This is a genomic window from Mucilaginibacter sp. CSA2-8R (assembly GCF_038806765.1).
In the GTDB taxonomy this organism is placed as follows: domain Bacteria; phylum Bacteroidota; class Bacteroidia; order Sphingobacteriales; family Sphingobacteriaceae; genus Mucilaginibacter.
On the sequence record NZ_CP152389.1, the window covers coordinates 393,851 to 414,950 of the forward strand.

The 21,100-nt window shown below is 42.1% G+C and carries 14 protein-coding genes; 8 read left to right on the forward strand and 6 right to left on the reverse strand.

Annotation, left to right across the window (positions count from 1 at the left end; all coding sequences use genetic code 11):
* Window positions 1-9: 9 nt before the first annotated feature.
* From AAGR14_RS01700 to AAGR14_RS01710, 3 genes are all read left to right on the forward strand, one after another.
* Complete coding sequence (locus AAGR14_RS01700; protein WP_342646865.1) at window positions 10-1,821, forward strand: RagB/SusD family nutrient uptake outer membrane protein; 1,812 nt, start codon at window positions 10-12, stop codon at window positions 1,819-1,821.
* Between the two features lie 141 nt (window positions 1,822-1,962).
* Window positions 1,963-3,036 (forward strand): glycoside hydrolase family protein, encoded by a 1,074-nt coding sequence (locus AAGR14_RS01705; RefSeq protein ID WP_342646866.1) that lies wholly within the window; start codon window positions 1,963-1,965, stop codon window positions 3,034-3,036.
* 9 nt (window positions 3,037-3,045) lie between these two features.
* Window positions 3,046-5,196, forward strand: a complete 2,151-nt coding sequence (locus AAGR14_RS01710) for a hypothetical protein (RefSeq protein ID WP_342646867.1) — start codon at window positions 3,046-3,048, stop codon at window positions 5,194-5,196.
* A 70-nt stretch (window positions 5,197-5,266) separates the two neighbouring features.
* Here the strand turns inward: AAGR14_RS01710 and AAGR14_RS01715 are convergent, their stop codons facing one another.
* The 6 genes from AAGR14_RS01715 to AAGR14_RS01740 all read right to left on the reverse strand — a co-directional run bounded on the left by AAGR14_RS01715 (window position 5,267) and on the right by AAGR14_RS01740 (window position 10,783).
* Window positions 5,267-5,656 carry an antibiotic biosynthesis monooxygenase family protein gene (locus AAGR14_RS01715; protein ID WP_342646868.1) on the reverse strand — a complete coding sequence of 130 codons (390 nt, stop codon included), beginning with the start codon at window positions 5,654-5,656 and terminating at the stop codon, window positions 5,267-5,269.
* A 38-nt stretch (window positions 5,657-5,694) separates the two neighbouring features.
* Window positions 5,695-6,111: a cupin domain-containing protein gene (locus AAGR14_RS01720; RefSeq protein WP_342646869.1), complete on the reverse strand. Its 417-nt coding sequence runs from the start codon at window positions 6,109-6,111 to the stop codon at window positions 5,695-5,697.
* Between the two features lie 66 nt (window positions 6,112-6,177).
* Complete coding sequence (locus AAGR14_RS01725; protein WP_342646870.1) at window positions 6,178-6,888, reverse strand: RibD family protein; 711 nt, start codon at window positions 6,886-6,888, stop codon at window positions 6,178-6,180.
* Window positions 6,889-7,498: 610 nt separating this feature from the next.
* Window positions 7,499-8,149 carry a hypothetical protein gene (locus AAGR14_RS01730; RefSeq protein ID WP_342646871.1) on the reverse strand — a complete coding sequence of 217 codons (651 nt, stop codon included), beginning with the start codon at window positions 8,147-8,149 and terminating at the stop codon, window positions 7,499-7,501.
* Between the two features lie 109 nt (window positions 8,150-8,258).
* Window positions 8,259-9,419, reverse strand: a complete 1,161-nt coding sequence (locus tag AAGR14_RS01735; protein WP_342646872.1) for an aminotransferase class I/II-fold pyridoxal phosphate-dependent enzyme — start codon at window positions 9,417-9,419, stop codon at window positions 8,259-8,261.
* On the reverse strand, window positions 9,419-10,783 hold the full coding sequence (locus AAGR14_RS01740) for an APC family permease (protein ID WP_342646873.1): 1,365 nt from the start codon (window positions 10,781-10,783) through the stop codon (window positions 9,419-9,421). Before AAGR14_RS01740 ends, AAGR14_RS01735 begins: the two co-directional genes overlap by 1 nt.
* A 177-nt stretch (window positions 10,784-10,960) precedes the next feature.
* Here AAGR14_RS01740 and AAGR14_RS01745 point away from each other — a divergent pair, with 177 nt between their 5' ends.
* The 5 genes from AAGR14_RS01745 to AAGR14_RS01765 all read left to right on the forward strand — a co-directional run bounded on the left by AAGR14_RS01745 (window position 10,961) and on the right by AAGR14_RS01765 (window position 21,089).
* Window positions 10,961-11,992 (forward strand): LacI family DNA-binding transcriptional regulator, encoded by a 1,032-nt coding sequence (locus AAGR14_RS01745; RefSeq protein ID WP_342646874.1) that lies wholly within the window; start codon window positions 10,961-10,963, stop codon window positions 11,990-11,992.
* A gap of 251 nt (window positions 11,993-12,243) precedes the next feature.
* The gene (locus AAGR14_RS01750; RefSeq protein ID WP_342646875.1) at window positions 12,244-12,912 is read left to right on the forward strand and encodes a basic secretory protein-like protein; all 669 of its coding nucleotides are present in this window, start codon (window positions 12,244-12,246) and stop codon (window positions 12,910-12,912) included.
* A gap of 23 nt (window positions 12,913-12,935) precedes the next feature.
* Window positions 12,936-15,212 (forward strand): GH92 family glycosyl hydrolase, encoded by a 2,277-nt coding sequence (locus AAGR14_RS01755; protein WP_342646876.1) that lies wholly within the window; start codon window positions 12,936-12,938, stop codon window positions 15,210-15,212.
* Complete coding sequence (locus AAGR14_RS01760) at window positions 15,212-17,530, forward strand: GH92 family glycosyl hydrolase (RefSeq protein ID WP_342646877.1); 2,319 nt, start codon at window positions 15,212-15,214, stop codon at window positions 17,528-17,530. Before AAGR14_RS01755 ends, AAGR14_RS01760 begins: the two co-directional genes overlap by 1 nt.
* 442 nt (window positions 17,531-17,972) lie before the next feature.
* A complete protein-coding gene (locus AAGR14_RS01765) occupies window positions 17,973-21,089 on the forward strand; it encodes a SusC/RagA family TonB-linked outer membrane protein (protein ID WP_342646878.1) in 3,117 nt (1,038 codons plus the stop codon).
* Window positions 21,090-21,100 lie beyond the last annotated feature (11 nt).

Sequence of the window (21,100 nt, forward strand, 5' to 3'; positions counted from 1 at the left end):
AGTTCAGTCATGAAAAAGATATATCTGTTAATTACTGTCGGGCTTACATCCCTTTCGCTCAATTCGTGCAAAAAGTTTTTGGAGCAACCATCAGTAACCAAGTACGATAGCCAAAATATTTTCGAAACGATAGACCGTGCCGAAATGGTGGTGGTAGGCTGTTATTCGCAAACCTTTAACCGCGAGTTGTATTACCAGTTGGGCATGGGCACCGATGAGTGCATGTCTACCGAGGCTACCTCTAACAGCAAAAACCAGGTAGGCAACTATGTTTATACGCCCTCTATATCCCCCAGTTCTACATTTACAGTAATGTATGCGGGGATTGAGTATGCTAACGTAGCTATTAAAGGTTTGCAGGGCATGAGCGTAAGCGATGCGCAAAAGCCTAAGTTAAATATGCTGTTAGGAGAAGCTTACGCTATAAGGGCAATGAACTATCTTAACCTCATTCGTTTTTTTGGCGATGTGCCATACAGCACTGAGCCCGTAGGCGAAACCGGGCAGTTTTCATCATCAAGAGTTAGTCGTGATGTAATTTACGATGGCTGTGTAAAAGACCTGCAAACGGCAGCCGGCTTGCTGCCCTGGAAAAGTGCAGGCATGGTACCCACTTACGAGCGTTTTACCAAGCAAGCTGCCTTGGGTATTTTAGCGCGTGTAGCGCTGTATGCCGCCGGTTACTCCTTACGTTGGGATTTAACGACTAATGCCGCTGCATCAGTTAAAATAGCTCAGCGCTCTGATGCCACCCGTATTAAAGAGTTGTATAAAATTGCGGCTGATGCCTGCAAACAGGTGATAGATAAAGGCGAAAATAGTTTACTGCCCAGTTTTGAAACAGTATTCCGTAACCTGATTACCAGTAAATACGATAATGAGTCGCTGCTGTTGTTTGGGCAGTGGGGGCAGGATAATAATGATTCTCAATCCGGATATACCAATGGTATTTTTGCACATGCCAGTTGTATTTTTGGTAAAAGCCAGCCGGCTATGGCCGTAACGCCAACCTACTGGTACGATTTTGCCGCCGGTGATTTACGCCGCGATGTAACTATATGTAACTATGGCATAAACGCAGATAACGGCAGGGACATGAATACCTATTCGAGTAATACCATTGGTAAGTTTAGGGCAAACTGGGGACCCAATACCGGTACGGCTGTAAACAAGCGCGACATTGACTGGCCTGTACTACGTTATTCGGATATCTTATTAATGTATGCTGAAGCTCTGAACGAATACAATAACGGACCTGCAGGCGACGCCAAAGCGGCTTTTGAGCAGGTACGTATCCGTGGTTTTGGTGGCGATGCTTCAAAAATTGGTACTACACCATCCGATTATCAGGGCTTTCGCAATGCCATTATTAATGAGCGCAAGTTTGAATTCGGATTTGAGTCATTACGTCGCACTGATTTGGAGCGATGGGGTATTTTGTACGAAACGCTTACTAAAACCAAACAAAACCTGAACAATATGGCCGGCGTGACTGGTGCTTATGCCAACATTGACCGTTATAGGGTTTATAAACGTACTATTGCAACTTCTTTCCAAGACCCGGTAGTAGCAGTACCATATACCGGTTATAAGGCGCTTACCCCGGCTGATTCAACTACGATGGCTAAGGCTGGTAACGTGGTTTTAAGAATGCATAACGCCTCTATTTTAAACTCGCAAGGTACCTTGGCGCCAAACAATGCATTGATTTCGAATTTGTTTCGCGGGCTGGAACGCGAAAAGGTAGAGATACTACCTATTGCAACCTCCATCATTGATGTGAATCCCGGATTAAGAGGACAGCAACATCCTAAGTACTAATTATATTAATAAAGGCAAAAGATGTTTAAGTGGCATCTTTTGCTTTTTAATACTTGATATGATTGTGCCCGTAAAGTTTAAAGCTTAATCTATTACATGTATTTTAGATTGACTAAATAGCGTTAGTACTGAAATAGCCATATGGACAGGAGAGATTTTATTGAAAAACTGGCACTAAGTTCGGCGGCATTGGCCATGCCGCAATTGGTGCAGGCCGGTTTGCTGCCCGAAGGAGGCAAAGTATCTGATTTTGCTAAGCGGCTAAAACCTATAGGCCGAAGGCTGGAAATGGAAGGTTATTATATATGGTGTAATAGCCCCATCGAAGCCGCAGACGGTAAAATACACATATTTTTTTCGCGCTGGGTAGCCAGTAAAAAAATGGGGGGGTGGATTAACGGTTCCGAAATTTGTCATGCTGTTGCCGATGGTCCGGAAGATGATTTTAAGTTTACCGGTGTTATACTCGCTCCGCGCGGCCCGGGTTACTGGGATGCTACAACCTGCCATAACCCTTCCATCAAATATGTTGATGGCCAATACTGCTTGTTTTTTATGGGTAACTCCAACGGTAAAACTAATACTAAACGCATTGGTTTAGCTACCGCTCCAAGCTTAGATGGGCCCTGGAAACGGCCTGATGCTACCTTGCTCGAAGCCGGCCCTGCCGGTGCCTGGGACGACCATTGTACCACCAACCCAGCCTTTATTAAACATAACGGTGAGTACTGGTTGTACTACAAATCGTGGAATACGACAGAATACGAAAACTCGACCGACCCGGTAGTAAAAGGGAATCGTAAATACGGGCTGGCCATAGCGCAAAAGCTGGAAGGTCCTTATATAAAATATAAAGGCAATCCCGTTATTGATTTTTCATCAAGACCCAACAATGCGCAGTTAGAAGATGCCTTTGTATGGACCGATAAAGGACGCATTAATATGCTGGCCCGTGATATGGGTATATTTAACCATGAGTACGGCTTGCTTATGCAATCAAAAAACGGTACCCGCTGGGATGAGCCACAGGTTGCTTATTATGATGCTGCCCATTATGGCATTAAGCAACCCGATCCGCCATCTTACCTCAAAAAATACGGGCGTTTTGAGCGGCCGCAATTATTATTTCAAAAGGGTAAGCCAACCTATTTATTTACCGCATCGCAAGGCGGTAAGTACATGACGGCTTCCTCATTTCTGTTTAAGATTACCTAACAATAGTTTATGACATATTGGTTTAAGAAACTGTATTTACTAACCGGTATAACCCTGATGGCACCGGCTGTTTGGGCCCAAACCAAAATAGACCGCAAAGCATTAGTGCAAAGGCATAGCGTAGTGCTGCACACTACCGACTCGCTTTCATCACTCTCGTTGGGTAATGGCAAGTTTGCTTTTACTGCAGACATTACCGGTTTGCAAACTTTTCCAGAGTATTATGAAAAGGGCGTTCCGCTTGGCACCCAATCTGAGTGGGGCTGGCACAGCTTTAAAGATACCGCTGGTTACAAATTTGAGGAAACCTTAAAACCTTACCAGATTAACAATAGGCAGGAATCATATTCGGTGCAATGGAACGAGCCTAAACGTAATCGGGATGCCTCAAACTGGTTCAGACAAAATGTACACCGTTTGCAGTTAGGCAATCTTGGTTTCCTTATCTATAAGAGGAGCGGTGCAGTAGCTGATATTAAAGATATTAAAAACATCAGTCAGAAACTGGACATGTGGACAGGCAGCTTGCAAAGTCACTTTGAGGTAGATGGTGTGCCGGTAGAGGTAACTACTTACGTTAACCAGCAGCAGGATGAGATAGCTATAAAAGTAAACTCTGCCTTGTTGCAGCAAGGGCGTTTAAAAGTGCAATTGCGTTACCCTTTCCCCACTAATGAGTGGGGCGACTATGGTACAAACCGGGCACATCCCGAAAAGCATAGCTCGGGCATTGTTCAGCAAAGCAATAATCAGGGGCTGATTAATCATCGGTTAGATGATGATCAGTATTTTACCCAATTCAATTGGTCGGGGAGCGCAAAACTGGAAAGTAAGGCTAAGCACCAGTTTGTTTTAACACCAGGCAAAACCTCCGCCGAGTTAACCTTTACCTGTTTATTTACACCTAAAAAGCCAGCCGGAAAATTACTCACTTTTGCCGAAACTGCTTTAAATAACCAACAGGCCTGGCCTGCTTTTTGGCAAAGCGGCGGCGCAATAGATTTTTCGGGCAGTACCGACCCACGGGCTAAAGAACTGGAGCGACGTGTTGTTTTATCGCAATGGCTTACCCGTATTCAGTCTGCGGGAGCTTATCCGCCGCAAGAAACCGGGCTGGTTTACAACAGCTGGTATGGTAAGCCGCATTTAGAAATGCATTGGTGGCATAGCCTGCACTATGCGCTTTGGCAACGCCCGGCCCTGCTCGAAAAAAGTATGGACTGGTATCATCAGCCAAAAGTAGAAAACACGGCTCGTCAAATAGCAAAACGACAAGGATATAACGGCGTGCGCTGGCAAAAGATGACCGACCCAAACGGTAACGAAAGCCCATCATCGGTAGGTGCATTCTTGGTTTGGCAGCAGCCTCACTTTATCACCTTTGCCGAGTCGGTTTACCGTTTGCACAATGATAAAGCCGTATTAAACCGGTATAAGGATTTAGTATTTGCCACAGCCGATTTTATAGCCTCATTTGCTTACTATGATAAGGCGCAAAACCGTTACTTGTTAGGTAAGGGTATTATTTTAGCACAAGAGCGTTATAAACCCGAAGATACTTTTAACCCACCCTACGAGCTGCAATACTGGTACTGGGCGCTGCAAACGGCACAACAATGGCGCAAGCGGCTTGGTTTACAGCCTGATAGCAAATATGCCGGCGTAATGAGCAAGCTATCAGCATTGCCGCAAAAAGATGGTGTTTACCTGGCTGCTGAAAGCGCTCCCGATTCATATACCAACCCCAAGTTGCTAACAGACCACCCCTCGGTGCTGGCTACTTATGGTATGCTGCCCTATAACCAGCGTTTGGATACGGCGGTAATGAAAAAAACATTTAACATGGTATGGAAAATATGGGATTGGAAAGATACCTGGGGATGGGACTTCCCGATGACAGCCATGGCGGCTACCCGCTTAGGGATGCCCGACAAAGCTATCGACGCTTTATTTATGCCCATCAAAACCAATACGTATTTACCTAATGGTCATAATTTTCAGGATGACAGGTTGCGTATTTACTTGCCGGGTAATGGCGGCCTGTTAACCGCTGTGGCACTTATGTGTGCCGGTTGGGACGGATGCAAAACCACAAATCCTGGCTTTCCGAAAGATGGCAAATGGAAGGTTAAATGGGAAGGTTTACAACCTATGTTTTAATTAAGTAGCCAGTGCTTATTTAGTGAAAGGGCATTTTGCAACAAGTTATTTGCAAAATGCCCTTTATCATTTATAGATGAGTAGTTAGTTTAGATTCGAGCGCGATAGGCGCTACGTCTATCAGTTCGAGCGATTTTACCATTTTTAGTGTGCCATTTTTATATTTTAAAAAATGCGCCGTTTTAAGATGACTTTGGTAAGCTTCCTCGCTTGCATATGCTTCAAATACGGTTACCTGTGCAGGATGGTTTTGATCATACACTGCGTTGAGCGTTAGTACACCAGGTTCGGCGCTAACGGCAGCTTTGGCATGCTCGGCCAAAGCTTGCCGATACTGAGTTAGATACTCCGCATGTATTTCGATTTTTGCAATTCTTACCTTCATCTTGGTTGGCTGGGCTTTAGCATCAAACGTGCTCACTAATAATAAGATGGCAATAACAGTCCATGCGTTTCTCATCAGGTATCGCATTGTACGAGTGGAATTCATCTGGGCAATCATTTTATTTCCCCTGCATAATATTGTTCATTTGTTACCGGTTCTAGCCAGTTCACAATGCCTTTTTCGGTATTGATGCCGATAGCCGTATGAATCATTACCTCGTTTGGAGAGGCGCCGTGCCAGTGCTTAATGCCCGGTAAAATGTTAATGGCGCTGCCTGCAGCGTACCGCTTTACAGGTTTACCGTCTTCCTGATAATAGCAAACGCCTTCGCGCACCACTAAAATTTGGTTACTTCCGTGGGTGTGCCAGTTATTGCGGGTGCCTGGTGCAAATAACACATCACTAACTATGCAGTTGGTATTATTGTCAGGTGCCACGTAGCTTTTTAACCAGGCTTGGCCTGTAAAATATTCGGCAGGAGCAGGTTTATAGCCTTCTTCCTGCAAATCTTCCGGAGTGTATGTTTTCATGATGTGTTATGTTAACAAACTGTTATAAAGAATAAGCATGGCAAAACGTTATCTGTTTTAAGCTTTTTATTTATCTGCTTTTTCAATACGGTATCTCATCCATAATGTACCTGCTTCAACCTGTTTTACCTCTTCCAGTTTAAATAACGAAGCAGCGCGTTTATGTTGGTGCTTGCCCACCTCAAACAAGCTGGTGGTTTGTGCCGTGCCATCAGCTACCGGTATGAGTAATAGGCTTAGCTCATCAATTAGTCCTTCATTTAAAAAAGATCCGTTTAAATGGCCGCCGCCTTCCAGCATCAAGGTTTTGATAGGGAATAGTTTGGCCAGTTGCTCCAGAGCCACCGTAAAATCAAGCTCGTCTTTGCCGGCAAACAGGTAAGATATTTTTCGCTTTTGTAGGTAATTTAAATAGGCATCACTCACTTCTTCGGTCAGCAATTCTATAATATGGTCGCCTCCGGTTTCGTTACTGTCCCAGCCTAATTTGCCCTGCCGGTCTACTGCAATGGCGAATGATTTAGCATCGGGGTTTCCAATAAAAGGCTCGCGCGTTATGGGCTGCTCCGGCTCTACGGGTTCGGGCTGCACACCGCCCGAAAAATCTTTTTCTAATGATACACGTCCTAATATCCAGGCTTCGCTATCAAAGGTTTCATGATATTTTTCAAAAAGGCCGTCATAATTTTTTCCCCAAGGCTCGTTGCGCCAGTGCTCGGTAATAATTTTGCCATCTAAGGTGGTTAGCATGTGGCAAATTACTTTTGGTCTGTTCATATTAGTTAGTTTATGAATGTTTAATTACGCTGGCCGCAACACCGGCCTTTGCATTATATGGCAAAACATAGGCCGTTACTGTAGCATAGGCAGCAACTATTGTATTTTAGCTGATAATAGCACCCTGTAATTTTGTTGTATCTTCTCTAAACTACAAGTTGTTTATGGTGCAAATAGCGGGTTAATGCCTCAAGGAATTATAGATAGCAAGTACTGCTTTCTGGATAAGTGTAGAATTCATTGATTTTGAAGGATCAATATTAATCAAAAATCAAGCTGAGTAGCCGAGTATGTGTGTGAAAGTTATCGTTCACAAAATTGAAGTCACCAAATGCTCACCACTTTTTTCAAATGGTTTGAATCAGATGTTTGTGCTGCAAATCTGACTGCGTGTTTCAAGAAACGGACAAGACTTGTACTTTGCCCGAAAACCGCAAGTCCACAATATGTCTAAACCTTTCAAATAGGTGCAAGCTTAATGCCTGCCAGTTTTTTCTTATAGCTGACTGTAGCTGATTTACTTAAAAAAATGGTTAAGGTAATGTGTAATAAAACTATTTACCTAAAAATACTCACGTTGAGGTGAGTGATTTGAGTAGCAAAAATAGTTTTACTGCTGGTCTATCAGTTTTCCTAAAGAAATTATGGAATTGTCTGAATTAAGGTCCACATCAGTTGAATTTAAAAAAGCTTTAACTTTTTGATTCCCCTTAAAGGCGTTTAAAAAGTCTTTTTTGCTCGTTCCTATTTTGGTGAACTTATCACCAGATGATGCAAAGTAAATATTATTCGGTGTGTATTTTTGAGTAACCTGTTTAGTGTAGAAGTTTTCTTCAGAAGTTTTTTTAATCGTGTTTAGTTTATACAAGTTTGTTTTGCCTGTATATATCTCCTCTAAAAATCCGGACACTTTACCATCAGGGCTATTATACTTAACAAATTTTCCGGTGTGGTTTTCTGATGCGTCAAATGTAAAACTTCGAACTGAATCTGTGACGTCATACACGTTATTGTCAGTACTATACTCAACGCGTTGATTTAATATATCATAGCGTAATGGTAAATCGGGTAACTTTTTGCCGCTATTCGTAAGTACCTCTGCTTTTTTAAATTCATCACTTAAATAAGAAGAGCCTGATGTTGCGGTACTTTTTTTTGTTGCAAGCGGTTTACCTAAGCTCAGAAACAAGGCCGATTGCTGGCCGAACGCGGTTGCTGCGAAAAATACCAGGACAAAAGATAATGCACCAAAAATTCTCATAACAATAACTATTAAAAACTTAATTACCTGCAATAAAGATAAAACGTTTTATCATCATTAAAGTGTTACTGATCAAAATTTTGAATGTATTTTTTAATCAGAAGTAATTTTAAACAGTTGATAGTGCCTGCTGTAAATCATCAATAAGATAAGCAGGGTCTTCAAGCCCCACATACATTCTGATGAGTTGATGGTGCCGGTTGGTTTGCTCATAACTATTTTGGCTGATGCCGGATATAGCGGGCATAACTAAACTTTCATGTCCCCCCCAAGAAACAGCAAGTAATATATGCTTCAGTTTGTTACAAAATTCTTCTATTTTTTGAAAGCTTGAATGTTTCAGCGTAAAGCTGAAAAGTCCGCCGCAGCCTTCCATTTGCTGTTGCGCCAATGCTTTTTGCGGAAAGGTAGAAGCAAACGGCCATATTACCGTTTCAACAGCGTTATGGTTACTTAACCACTCGGTTATAATTTGGGTAGTTGCATAACTTCGGCTGAGCCGTAAAGGCAAAGTACGTAAACCACGTAATAGCAGCCAGGCAGAATGGGGGGATACCACTGCACCTATATTCATAAATTCGTTCGAAAATATTTGTTTAATTAACTGCCTGCTGCCTGTAAGTACTCCTGCCATTACATCAGAGTGGCCGCCGATGTATTTCGTGGCCGACTGGCAAACTAAATCAATACCATGAAGTATAGGTTTTTGATAGATAGCGCTGCAATAACTATTATCAATCAAAGTAATGATGTTCCTGGTTTTAGCAAAGGCAGCTACTTGCTTAATATCCTGTAGTTCATAGGTAAATGTATTAGGGCTTTCTAAAAAAATAAGTTTTGTGTTATACTGTGCCGCACTTTCAAAATTTTGGAAGATATTTCCGTCCACGAAGGTAGTTTCAACTCCAAACTTGGATAAAAACTCTCTGAAAAACCTCATGGTCCAGCTGTATCCACTCTTAACTGCTATTACATGATCTCCGCTTTTCAACAAGGCAAGTAGCGGCACTGTAATAGCTGCTACTCCGCTGCTGAAAATGAGGGCATCTTCAGCATGGTCAAGCGCAGCAAGTTTCTTCCTTAAAATATCAACAGTCGGGTTATTGCCTCTTGAGTATAGGTTGCCTTCAAACTCATCAGCCAGGGCATGCCTTATCTCAGCTACAGTGTTAAATGTAAAGTTACTCGACTGTATAATGGGTGGCGATACGGCGTTGTAGTAGTGTTCGCGATCTTCACCAAGTTCATTTAATATGTACGACAAATCCATCACTTATTGTTCAAAATAGGCTTTTGACCCCGCTTAGTAAAAAAGTATATGACAAAACCGATAAGAAATGATAGCAGGCAAATTAACGCTGCTTGTGGGTGTTCAACAAAAATAATAATGGTAACTGACCAGTAGCTCACAATAAACAGCAATGGAATCCAAGGGTAGCCCTTTATCCGGTATGCATTGGTAAGATGGTCAGTATTTGCTGCTTTTGACCGAAGTATAAATATACATAATGCTGCTATAGACAGGCCAATTGTATCAAAAAACATTACATAGCTGAGCATATTTTGAAACGACTCAATAAAAAACAGCACCACTAATATGGCTGCGACAAAAAAAGTTAAGCCAAATTCTTGTACTTGGGTGCGTTTGTTTAATTTTTTAAACTGCATTGGTAAAACGCCGTCTTCGGCCATAGCATAGTATACTCTTGGGTTGGCCATAAAATTTACATTAACATAAGCAAGAACTGAGGCAAACATCAGCACAGATACCAGCTTAAAGCCAGTGCTGCCAAATATAACCCCGGCTAAAGCGGCTGCTAATGCTGGCCTACGCTGTAAACCATCCATTCCTAAAACAGAAACATAGGCAATATTAATCAGCATATATAACGTTATAACTATCAGTAAACCGGTAAAAATGGCCTTAGGCAAATTTGATTTAGCATTGATTATGTCTCCGCCAAAGTTGATTGTTTGCTGATAGCCACCATAAGTAAAAAATATGGCAACTAAACTCAATCCAAATGAGTTGATAACGTGAATGGGCGGGTTGGGGTCTATGGCTAAGCCAAAACCCGAATGGCTCCTGCCTATTGCCGTACAAAGGATAAGGATGAGGCCTATTTTAAAGCAAGTAAGGATATTTTGTGTATTTGCACTCGCTTTAATACCTAACAGGTTAAGTAAATATAAGGTAATTACAGAAGTTATAGTTATAATTTTGATGCCTGTTTGGTTATGAAGGTTGATGGGCATAATTACCGGCAAAATATACTGTGCGCCAATAAGTATAATAGCTGCAACTGACATGGCATTGCTTAATACCAATATCCAGTTTACCATAAAAGCAATAGCTGGGTTAAAGCAATGAGAAAAAACTTTGTAAAATCCGCCGGTAGCCGGGTATGCTGAGCCAATTTCAGCAAAAGTTAAAGCTCCGCAAAAGCTTATTATGCCGCCAATTACCCATGCAATAAAGTATAAATAAGGATTATGCAGGTATTTAGCTACCTGGCCTGGCGTTGCAAAAATCCCCATACCCACAACTAAGCTCACAACAATCATTGAAAGATCAAACCTGCTTAGCTTAGGTGAAATACTCATTTTGTTGCCAAAAAAAACTTCTTTTTCCAAAGGAGTAACGGTATAATATATCTATTCTATTTTGAATGTAAATTGCGAATGCAAAATCAATTTTTTAGTTTTAAAAATCCTGTACAGCTGACCGCAGGTATTGTGGACCCTTCTCATAAAAAGGGCAGATAAAGTCAATATACCTTTAATTTTGTAAAAGCTGTAACCATACCCGATATGACTTCCAAAAAAATATCTATCAAAGATATTGCAAAACTTACTAACACTTCAATTACCACTGTCTCTTTTGTACTTAACGGAAAAGGGCGTATCAGTAAAGCATTAACAAAAACTATATTGGACGCTGCCAGCAAAAATGGCTATGAACCAAACCGGATGGCGGTAGGCTTGCGCACAGGTGTTTCAAAGGTTATAGGTTTGTTAGTTGAAAACATAGGCGGTCCGTTTTTTGGCGAAGTTGCTAAGATAATTGAACAAGAGGCAGAAAAATTGGGCTACAGTATTATTTATTGCAGTACAAATAATAGTTTGCAAAAAGCCAAGGGGCTAATTAAAATGCTTTCACAGCAATTGGTTGATGGCTATATTATTACACCGCTTAAAGGGCTTGAAAAAGAAATACAAAATATCATAACTAATGGCAAGCCTGTAGTACTGATAGACGGTTATTTTCCTAAGCTCGATATCCCGCATGTACTGGTAGATAATGCAGGTAGTGTTTACAACGCAATAACCTGTTTTATCAAAGCAGGATATACTAAAATAGGATTTGTTACTACAGATCTTGAATTGGTGCAGTTACAAGACCGGTTGTCGGGTTACAAGGATGCTCTTCATGATAACAAACTGAAATTTGATAATAAACTGGTTCTTAAATTGCCGTTTAATCAGTCAAGAGAGGTTTCTGTACATACCATAAAGGAATTTTTGAACCGAAATAAGCGATTAGATGCTGTTTTCTTTGCTGCTAATTATTTAGGTACTATGGGTCTGCAAAGTATTAAAGAGCTTAATTTAAGTATTCCGGATGATTTGTCTTGTATTAGTTTTGATGATGACGAAATTTTTAGTTTATATCCCCCAGGTATAACTACCGTAAAGCAGCCCGTATTAGAGATTGCTAAATCTGCGGTTGACCTTTTGATGGCCCAATTAAATAACAGAGAGCTCGACATAGCCAATATTAAGCTGCAAATCCCGTCAACGTTGATGGAAAGGGAGTCAACGGCACCTAAAATCAGCCATTAAGTCAATGCTTCTTTGCTACATAGACATTTTGGAGCAATTGTAGCCGCCTTTGCTTTTAAAAAGCGGTTTTAAGCGTGTAGCGCAAAATTTATATTTACAAAAAGTGTAATTTTTTTGGTAAAACGTTTTACTCTATTAATTTTACATCTCATTAATGTAAGATTAGTTGCCAGTATACGCTGTTTTACATAAGGCAGGGTAAGAACATCATATTCCCCAAATCGTTGAATTTCCTTTAACTATAGTATATCATGAAAAAAGTACATTGTATTATTCTGCTGCTTCTTGCTGTTTGCTACGCAGGCAAAGCTCAAACCTCACAAGTTTTTAAAAAGAAGGGCTACACTTTAACGGTAATTAACCAGGACGCCGCTTTCAATGACAAGCTCAGAGAAGATCTGATTAACACCTTTTGGATCGTTTATCCAAAACTTGCCAAAGAATACAATCCGCAAACATCCAGAAACGTCACTTTTATTATCGACACTGCTTATAATGGCGTAGCTGCTACTACAGATGACAAAGTTACTTTCAGTGCTAAGTATATGAGTACCCACCCGCAGGATATTGATGTTGTTACCCATGAAGTGATGCACATTGTACAAGCATACGGTAATACCAGTGGACCGGGATGGTTAACTGAAGGTATAGCCGATTATGCCCGATATAAATTTGGTGTTAATAATGCAGGTGCTAAATGGTCTTTGCCTGCTTATAAAGCAACGCAAAGTTATGAGAATAGTTATCGTATTACCGCTCGATTTTTAGCCTGGATGGAAAGTAAGGTTAAGGCCGGTATAGTTAAAAAACTGGATAGCCAGATGAGACAAGGTACATTTACAGATGACACCTGGAAAACGTTAACCGGAAAATCATTGAACGAGCTCTGGGCTGCTTATAGTGCTAACCCTGTCCTGTAACTGTGTTCTATAATTTAGTGTATATGAAGCTTTATTTATCACTGCTTTTAATTGCCGTATCTACCTTTGTGTATGGTCAGCAAGTTAACAACCTGGCTGATTATGTTAATCCCTTAATGGGATCAATGTCGCGGCCCGACTTATCTAACGGGAATACTTACCCGGCCATTGCGCTGCCATGGGGGATGAACACATGGACACCGCAAACCGGTAAAATGGGGGATGGATGGCAATACACCTTTGATGCCGACAAGATTAGGGGTTTTAAACAAACCCACCAACCCAGCCCATGGATGAATGACTATGGACAGTTTGCCATCATGCCGGTTACAGGGCGTTTAAAATTTGATCAGGATGCGCGTGCCAGCTGGTTTTCGCATAAAGCAGAAATTAGTAAGCCTTATTATTACCAGGTATATCTGGCAGATGCCGATGTAACAACCGAAATAACACCGACCGAACGAGCTGCGCAGTTTAGGTTCACCTTTCCAAAATCAGACAGCTCATTTATTGTTGTTGATGCTTTTGATAAAGGATCTTACATTAAAATATTACCTCAGCAACGCAAAATTATTGGCTACAGCACCAAGTACAGCCGGGGTAAAATGACTGGTTTTAAAAATTATTTCGTTATTTATTTAGATAAGCCATTTGATTTGGCGCAGGCATGGCATGGCAAAACCGTTGCCGATGGTGCTTTAGAGCTTACCAGCGACCACAGCGGTGCCATTATTGGATTTAAAACCCGGAAAGGTGAACAGGTTCATCTAAAGGTATCGTCGTCTTTTATTAGTGTTGAGCAAGCCGAGATCAATTTAAAAAGAGAGCTTGGCGGCGATAGTTTTGATGCAACCTGCCAAAAAGCTAAAGCCGTTTGGAACCAAACGCTTAACCGCATTGTGGTTGATGGCGGCACTATTGATCAAATGCGCACATTTTATTCTTGCTTGTATCGTGCTTTATTTTTTCCGAATAAATTATACGAGTTAGACGCTGAAAATAAAATCGTTCATTACAGTCCCTACAATGGTAAGGTGATGGCAGGCCGCCTTTTTGGTGGTACAGGTTTTTGGGATACATTCAGAGCGTTATATCCCTTTTTAAATCTTGTGTATCCGTCTATTAATAAAGAGATGCAGGAAGGCCTAATCAACGATTATAAAGAAGGGGGATGGCTGCCGGAATGGTCAAGTCCGGGTTATGCCGATATTATGGTAGGCAATAATTCGGCATCTGTAGTTGCTGAAGCTTATTTAAAAGGATTAAGGGGATATGATATTAATACGTTATACGAAGCCTTAAAGCATGGCGCAAATAACGAAGGGCCTATATCTGCTGTCGGGCGTTATGGCGTCAAGTATTATAACGAATTAGGCTATGTGCCCTATGATGTAAAAATTGATGAAAATGCGGCCCGAACGCTCGAGTACGCTTATGATGATTTTGCAATATATCAATTAGCAAAAGCTTTAAATAAGCCGAAAGCTGAGATTGAACTATACAAAAAACGGAGCCAGAACTACCGTAATTTGTTTGATCCAGCTACCGGACTAATGCGGGGCAAAAATAAAAACGGTCAGTTTCAGTCGCCCTTCAACCCGCTTAAATGGGGGGATGCGTTTACGGAGGGCAATAGCTGGCACTACAGCTGGAGTGTCTTTCATGATGTACAAGGATTGGTTAATCTGATGGGAGGCAAGCAAAAGTTTGCTGCAAAGCTGGATTCTGTATTTAGCCTGCCGCCTATATTTGACGACAGTTATTATGGTGGTGTAATTCATGAAATACGCGAAATGCAAATTATGAATATGGGACAGTACGCGCATGGTAACCAACCTATACAACACATGATTTACCTGTACAATTATGTTGGTAAGCCTTGGAAAACACAATATTGGGCTAGAGAGGTAATGAATAGATTGTACAAACCTACACCTGATGGTTATTGCGGAGACGAAGACAATGGTCAAACGTCTGCCTGGTACCTGTTCTCGGCTATGGGTTTTTATCCTGTTTGTCCCGCCAGCGATCAATATGTATTAGGGGCTCCACTGTTTAAAAAAGTAACGCTAAGTCTGGAGAACGGCAAAAAAGTGATGATATCTGCTCCCCAAAACAGTGATACAAACCGCTATATACGGGCGTTACAAGTAAATGGAAAAGCTTACGGTCATAATTGGTTAAGTCATGAGTCACTAATGCAGGGTGCAACCATTAAAGCCGATATGGTTGCTGCGCCATATACCATAAGAGGCAGTCAGCCAAAAGATTATCCTTTCTCCATGTCAACCGCTAACTGATGAAAAAGATATCCAATATAAAATTAACAGCGCTAACGTTTCTAATACTAACCCAAGCCCTTAATGTAACGGCTCAAAGCCGGAGTGTGGAGAAACTGGTGCCTTATGTAAAGCCGATCATCGGTACCCAGCGCATGGGGCATACTTACCCGGGTGCCACTGTTCCGTTTGGCATGGTGCAGCTCAGCCCCGAAACAGACAGCGTAAGTTACGAGCTGAACGGCAAGTACAATCCTAAGGTTTATGAGTACTGCGCCGGTTACCAGTACGAGGACAAGACCATCACCGGCTTTAGCCATACCCACTTTAGCGGTACCGGCCACTCCGATTTAGGCGACTTTTTAGTGATGCCCATGGTTGGCCCCGTAAAGCTTAACCCGGGCACGGCTGACAAGCCGGGCAGCGGCTACCGCTCGCGGTTTTCGCACCTAAACGAGGTCAGCCAGGCCGGGTACTATAAAGTGAAGCTGGACGACTATAACGTACAGGCCGAGATGACGGCCAGCACCCGCGTAGGCTTCCACCAGTATACCTTCCCGCAGTCAGGCCAATCGCATATTGTGCTCGACTTAACCGCCGGCATTTATAACTACCCGGATAAAAACGTCTGGACTTACCTCCATGTGGTTAATGACAGCCTGGTTACCGGCTTCAGGCAAACCAATGGCTGGGCTAAAAACCGGGTACTGTATTTTGCCATGCGCTTTTCTAAACCTTTTGTGAGCCATGGCTTCCGCAACGAATCGGCGCGCGAGGTATACCGTGGTTTCTGGGGTAAGTTTAACCAAACCCGCAACTTCCCGGAAATAGCAGGTCAGCGCATCAAAGCCTACTTTGACTTTAAAACCGCTGAAGGCGAAAAGGTAAAGATCAAGGTGGCGCTCTCGCCGGTAAGCATGGATGGCGCCCTGGCTAACATGCAGGCTGAGGTGCCGGGCTGGAGCTTTGAGCAAACCAAAGCCGCCGCGCAGCAGCAGTGGGAAACTGAGCTGCACAAAATAGAAGTGCAAACCAACAGCCGTGCTACCAAAGAAAACTTTTATACGGCTGTATACCATACGCTGATCAACCCCACCATTTACATGGATACCGACGGGCAGTACAAGGGCGTGGACCAAAACGTACACACGGCCAAAGGTTTTACCAACTATACCACCTTCTCGCTGTGGGACACTTACCGCGCGCTGCACCCACTGTTTAATATTATTGCGCCCGAACGTAATAACGACATGGTAAAATCCATGCTGGCCCATTACGAGCAAAGCCCCGAGCACATGCTGCCGGTATGGTCAAACTCGGGTAACGAAAACTGGTGCATGTCGGGTTACCACAGCGTATCGGTTGTGGCAGATGCCATTATCAAAGGCAATACGGAGGGCATTGATGTGAATAAGGCGCTGGAGGCCTGCGTAACTACGGCCCGCAAGCGCGATTATGAAGGCATTGGCTACTATATAGATAAAGGCTACATCCCCGACGAGCGTAACGGGGTATCGGTTTCCAGCACGCTGGAGTATGCTTATGACGACTGGTGTATTGCGCAGTTAGCGCAAAAGCTTAATAGGCAGGATATTTACCGGGAGTTTAGCAAGCGTGCCCAAAACTATAAAAATGTGTACGACAAAGCCTCCGGCTTTATGCGCCCCAGGCTGGAAAGCGGCGCCTTCCGGCCCAAGTTTGATCCGCTCACCACGATCGGACAGGGCTTTATTGAGGGCAATGCCTGGAACTATACCCTGTTTGCCCCGCAAGATCCCAAAGGACTGATTGAGCTGATGGGCGGCAATAAAAGGTTTGTACCCTACCTGGACTCGCTGTTTACCATGCACCTGCCCGATAAATTTTTTGAGGAGACGGAAGACATCACCCGCGACGGCATCATCGGCAACTACGTGCATGGCAACGAACCATCGCACCATGTGGCTTATTTGTACAACTGGACCAACCAGCCCTGGAAAACCCAGGAACGGGTGCGCATGATTCTGCCTAAAATGTATAAGCCAACCCCCGATGGTTTGGGCGGCAACGATGATACCGGGCAGATGAGTGCCTGGTTTATTTTCACCAACCTGGGCTTTTACCCGCTGTCGCCGGGTAATGAGGAATACGCCTTGGGCAGTCCGGCGGTAAACGGTGCAGTACTGCACCTGCAAAACGGCAAAACCTTTACCGTAACGGTGAAAAACCAGAGCGATAAAAACGTTTATGTGCAAAAAGTGCTGTTAAACGGCAAGCCCTTAACCGGCCTTTCCATCAAACACGCTGATATCATCAACGGCGGCGAGCTTACCTTCTACATGAGCAGTAAACACGCTTAAATATCCAGTAAAGTTCAAAACTGACTTCCACAAAGCACAATCACACACCGTGATTGTGCTTTGTTAGGTTATAAGGCACATTTTAATAGTAAGTTATAAGAAATAATAATAAGAATTGTTCTTAAAGTTGAGATTAGTAGTAATTTTCGTAATTATAGTTCTTGAAAATTACAAATAGTTTATAAAGAGTTATTTATTTATAAAAATTACATGTAAGAATTTGATAAAACGTTTTAATATTTTATTTTTGATAAAACGTTTTATCAAAAAAGCACTAAATTGAATTGTTTAGGCTTGAAAAATTGACGTTTGCTTATCGAGTGAAGGATGTTTAATTCAAAAGTGATAAAACGTTTTACTATTAAAAGATAGGAGGTTGATATGTATTTTTAGTTAGCTCAGAAAAACAAACTACACAACTAACAAACTCAACAAAACTCAAATGAACAAAATTTTACTTAAGTATTTATGGATTTTAGGACTTATCACTGTTGGTGGTGCAAGTGCTCAATCCATACAGGTTACCGGAAAGGTAATTGCTAAAGAAGACGGTGCGCCACTTCCCGGAGTTTCTGTATTAGTAAAAGGTACAACCACTGGTGTCGTTACTAACGGAAACGGTATTTTTACTATCAATACACCAAGTAGAAACAGTGTGTTATCTTTCAGCTTTATTGGCTATATTAAAAAGGATACTACTGCCCTTGGTAATACCAGCCTAACAATTACGCTAACGCCTGATAGCAGGCAATTGCAGGAAGTAGTTGTTACTACAGCGTTGGGTATAAAGCGGAAAGCCAAAGAAATTGGCTATGCTACTCAAACCATATCTGCTAAAGATTTGACAGTAGGTAAACCAACCAACCTGGCAACAGGCCTGAGTGGTAAAATAGCTGGTTTACAGATTACCCAAGCCAATAATCAAATAGACGCAGGCGATCAGATTCGTGTTGTTTTGCGTGGTAACCGATCTTTCGTGGGTAACAATCAGGCATTGCTGGTAGTAGATGGTGTAACCACCAGTTTAAGCTACCTCAACTCGATTAACCCAAATGATGTGGAAAGCATTAACGTTTTAAAAGGAGCAAATGCTGCTGCATTATATGGTTCGGAGGCGTCAAATGGTGTTATCATTGTGTCAACAAAACGCGGACAGACTGATGGTGGCGGTGCTATCACCTATACCAATACCACTATGCTTAACCAGCTGTCATACTTTCCTAAACTTCAATCGCAGTTTGGTGGTGGTACAGATCAGGACGCATTCGGCTTTCCGCAATACACCCCTTTTGAAAATCAAAACTATGGTGACAGATTTGATGGAAGTTTGCGCCCGATTGGCCGTACGTTACCTGACGGGTCGATTCAGATGGTGCCTTACTCAAATTTACCTAACGAAAAGAGAAAGTTTTTCAATACAGGGCTGGATGAACAGAACGACCTTACTTATTCTGGGGGTGATAAAAATGGCTCGGTGTTCATTAACGTACAACACGTAAACAGTAAGGGTACAACTCCCGGCGATTTTGCGAACAGAACTTCCGCCCGTATTAATGGAACCAGGAATTATAAAAATCTGACTGCTAATTATTCTCTTGATTATACACAACGGAATTATGATAAATCATACGCACAGGTTTACAACACTATCATTAATACTCCTGCCGAGATCCCATTAACCAGTTATTCAGATCTTAATTCCTTGTACGGAGATCCTAATAATTACTATAATGACTATTACACCAGCCCTTACCAAGATTTGGCTAATAACCGGCAAAATGAGCGTAAAGATGCTTTAATCGGTAATTTATCCCTGAGTTATAAAGCTACAGACTGGCTGGATTTCTTTGTGCGGGGTGGTATAAGCACAAGTACAATTGTAGGTAAATATACCCGCGGCGCTTTTACCTATTCAGATTTTGCAAAAGCCAGTGGTAAGTCGGTTGCAGTTAATAATATTTTAGCTTCTACCAGTGATTATGATCAGTTCAACAGCCGTTACAATGGCGACTTCCTGGCAACTTTTCACAAAAAGATAGCTGATGACTTCAGTGTTAAAGTAATTGCCGGTGCACAGTTCATCAATCAGTCCCAGCAAAATATAGGCGTTGGAGCAGGCACTTTAGTTATACCAACTCTTTTTAACGTAAGTAACGTTTCGGGAGTGCCAAGCGCAAGCGAAAGTACTACAGAATATCGCACGTTAGGTATTTTTGGCGACGTAACACTTGGTTATAAAGATTATCTGTTTTTACATGCCTCCGGTCGCCAGGATAAAGATTCACGTTTGGCCAAAGGGAACCGCACTTTCTTTTATCCGGCAGTTGATGCATCTTTTGTTTTCACTGACGCCATCAAAGCACTCAAAAACAATAATATCCTGTCATCCGGAAAAATCAGGGCCGGTATTTCTAAAGTATATGCCGTACAATTGGATCCTTATCAATTGCAATCCGTTTTCAATACCGGTGCAGGGTTCCCTTATGGCAGTGTAGCTGGCTTTTCGCTAAGCGGTATAGTTTACGATCCAAATCTGAAGCCTGAGAAAACCGTTTCAAAAGAGATTGGCTTAGATTTAGGGTTTTTAAATAACCGTATCACTTTAGAAACTTCGGTGTATAGTTCTCTAACAACCGATCAGGAGATTAAAACAGGGATCAATATATCTAATGCTACAGGTTTCAGCAATGCAGTAATTAATACAGGATCGGGTAGAAGCCGCGGATTTGAAGTAACCGTAGGTGCAGCGCCGATTGTTTCTTTAAAAAATGGCTTCCGCTGGAATATCAGCGCCAATTATTCGTATAACGAGAGCAAGGTTATTTCACTTTACCAAGGCCTTGACCAACTTAACATAGGTAATAGCAATTACATTGTAACCGGTCGGGCTTATCCGCAATTATTAGGCAACGATTATGTTCGCGATCCGCAAGGCCATGTTGTTGTAAACTCGGTAACTGGTTTGCCAACAGTAAACAATACTTTGGTAGATTTTGGACAAACCAATCCTAAGCACATTTTAGGATTAACCACAAGTTTTGCATTAAAACATTTCACTTTAACCGGTACAGCAGAAATGCGCGCAGGGGCCTATGTCTTCAATGGTTTTGCTAGTACCATTGACTTTTCAGGTATAAGCTATACCTCTGCAGAAGCTGGTCGCGAGCGGTTTGTTTACCCAAATTCAGTTATTCAGGTATCTCCTGGTGTTTATGTGCCTAATACCAGTGTTACCACTAATACAGGTGGTGGTGGTTTTTGGGCTGATGGTATCCGCAATAACGTGATGTCCAATTACGTAACCAGTGCCGATTTTATTAAAATCAGAGAATTATCTCTGGCATATGACGTTCCGGCAAAATATTTAAGTAGCTTGAAATTCGTAAAAAAAGCAAGCATTGCTTTAGTCGGAAGAAATTTATTTATGTTCAGACCTAAGTCTAATATTTTCACCGACCCCGAAATCAATGCAAATACTGATAATGCGCAAGGCGTAAATAACCTTAATCAAACTCCGCCTACAAGGCTTTATGGTTTTACAGCGAGTATAGGATTTTAAACAATCAGCAA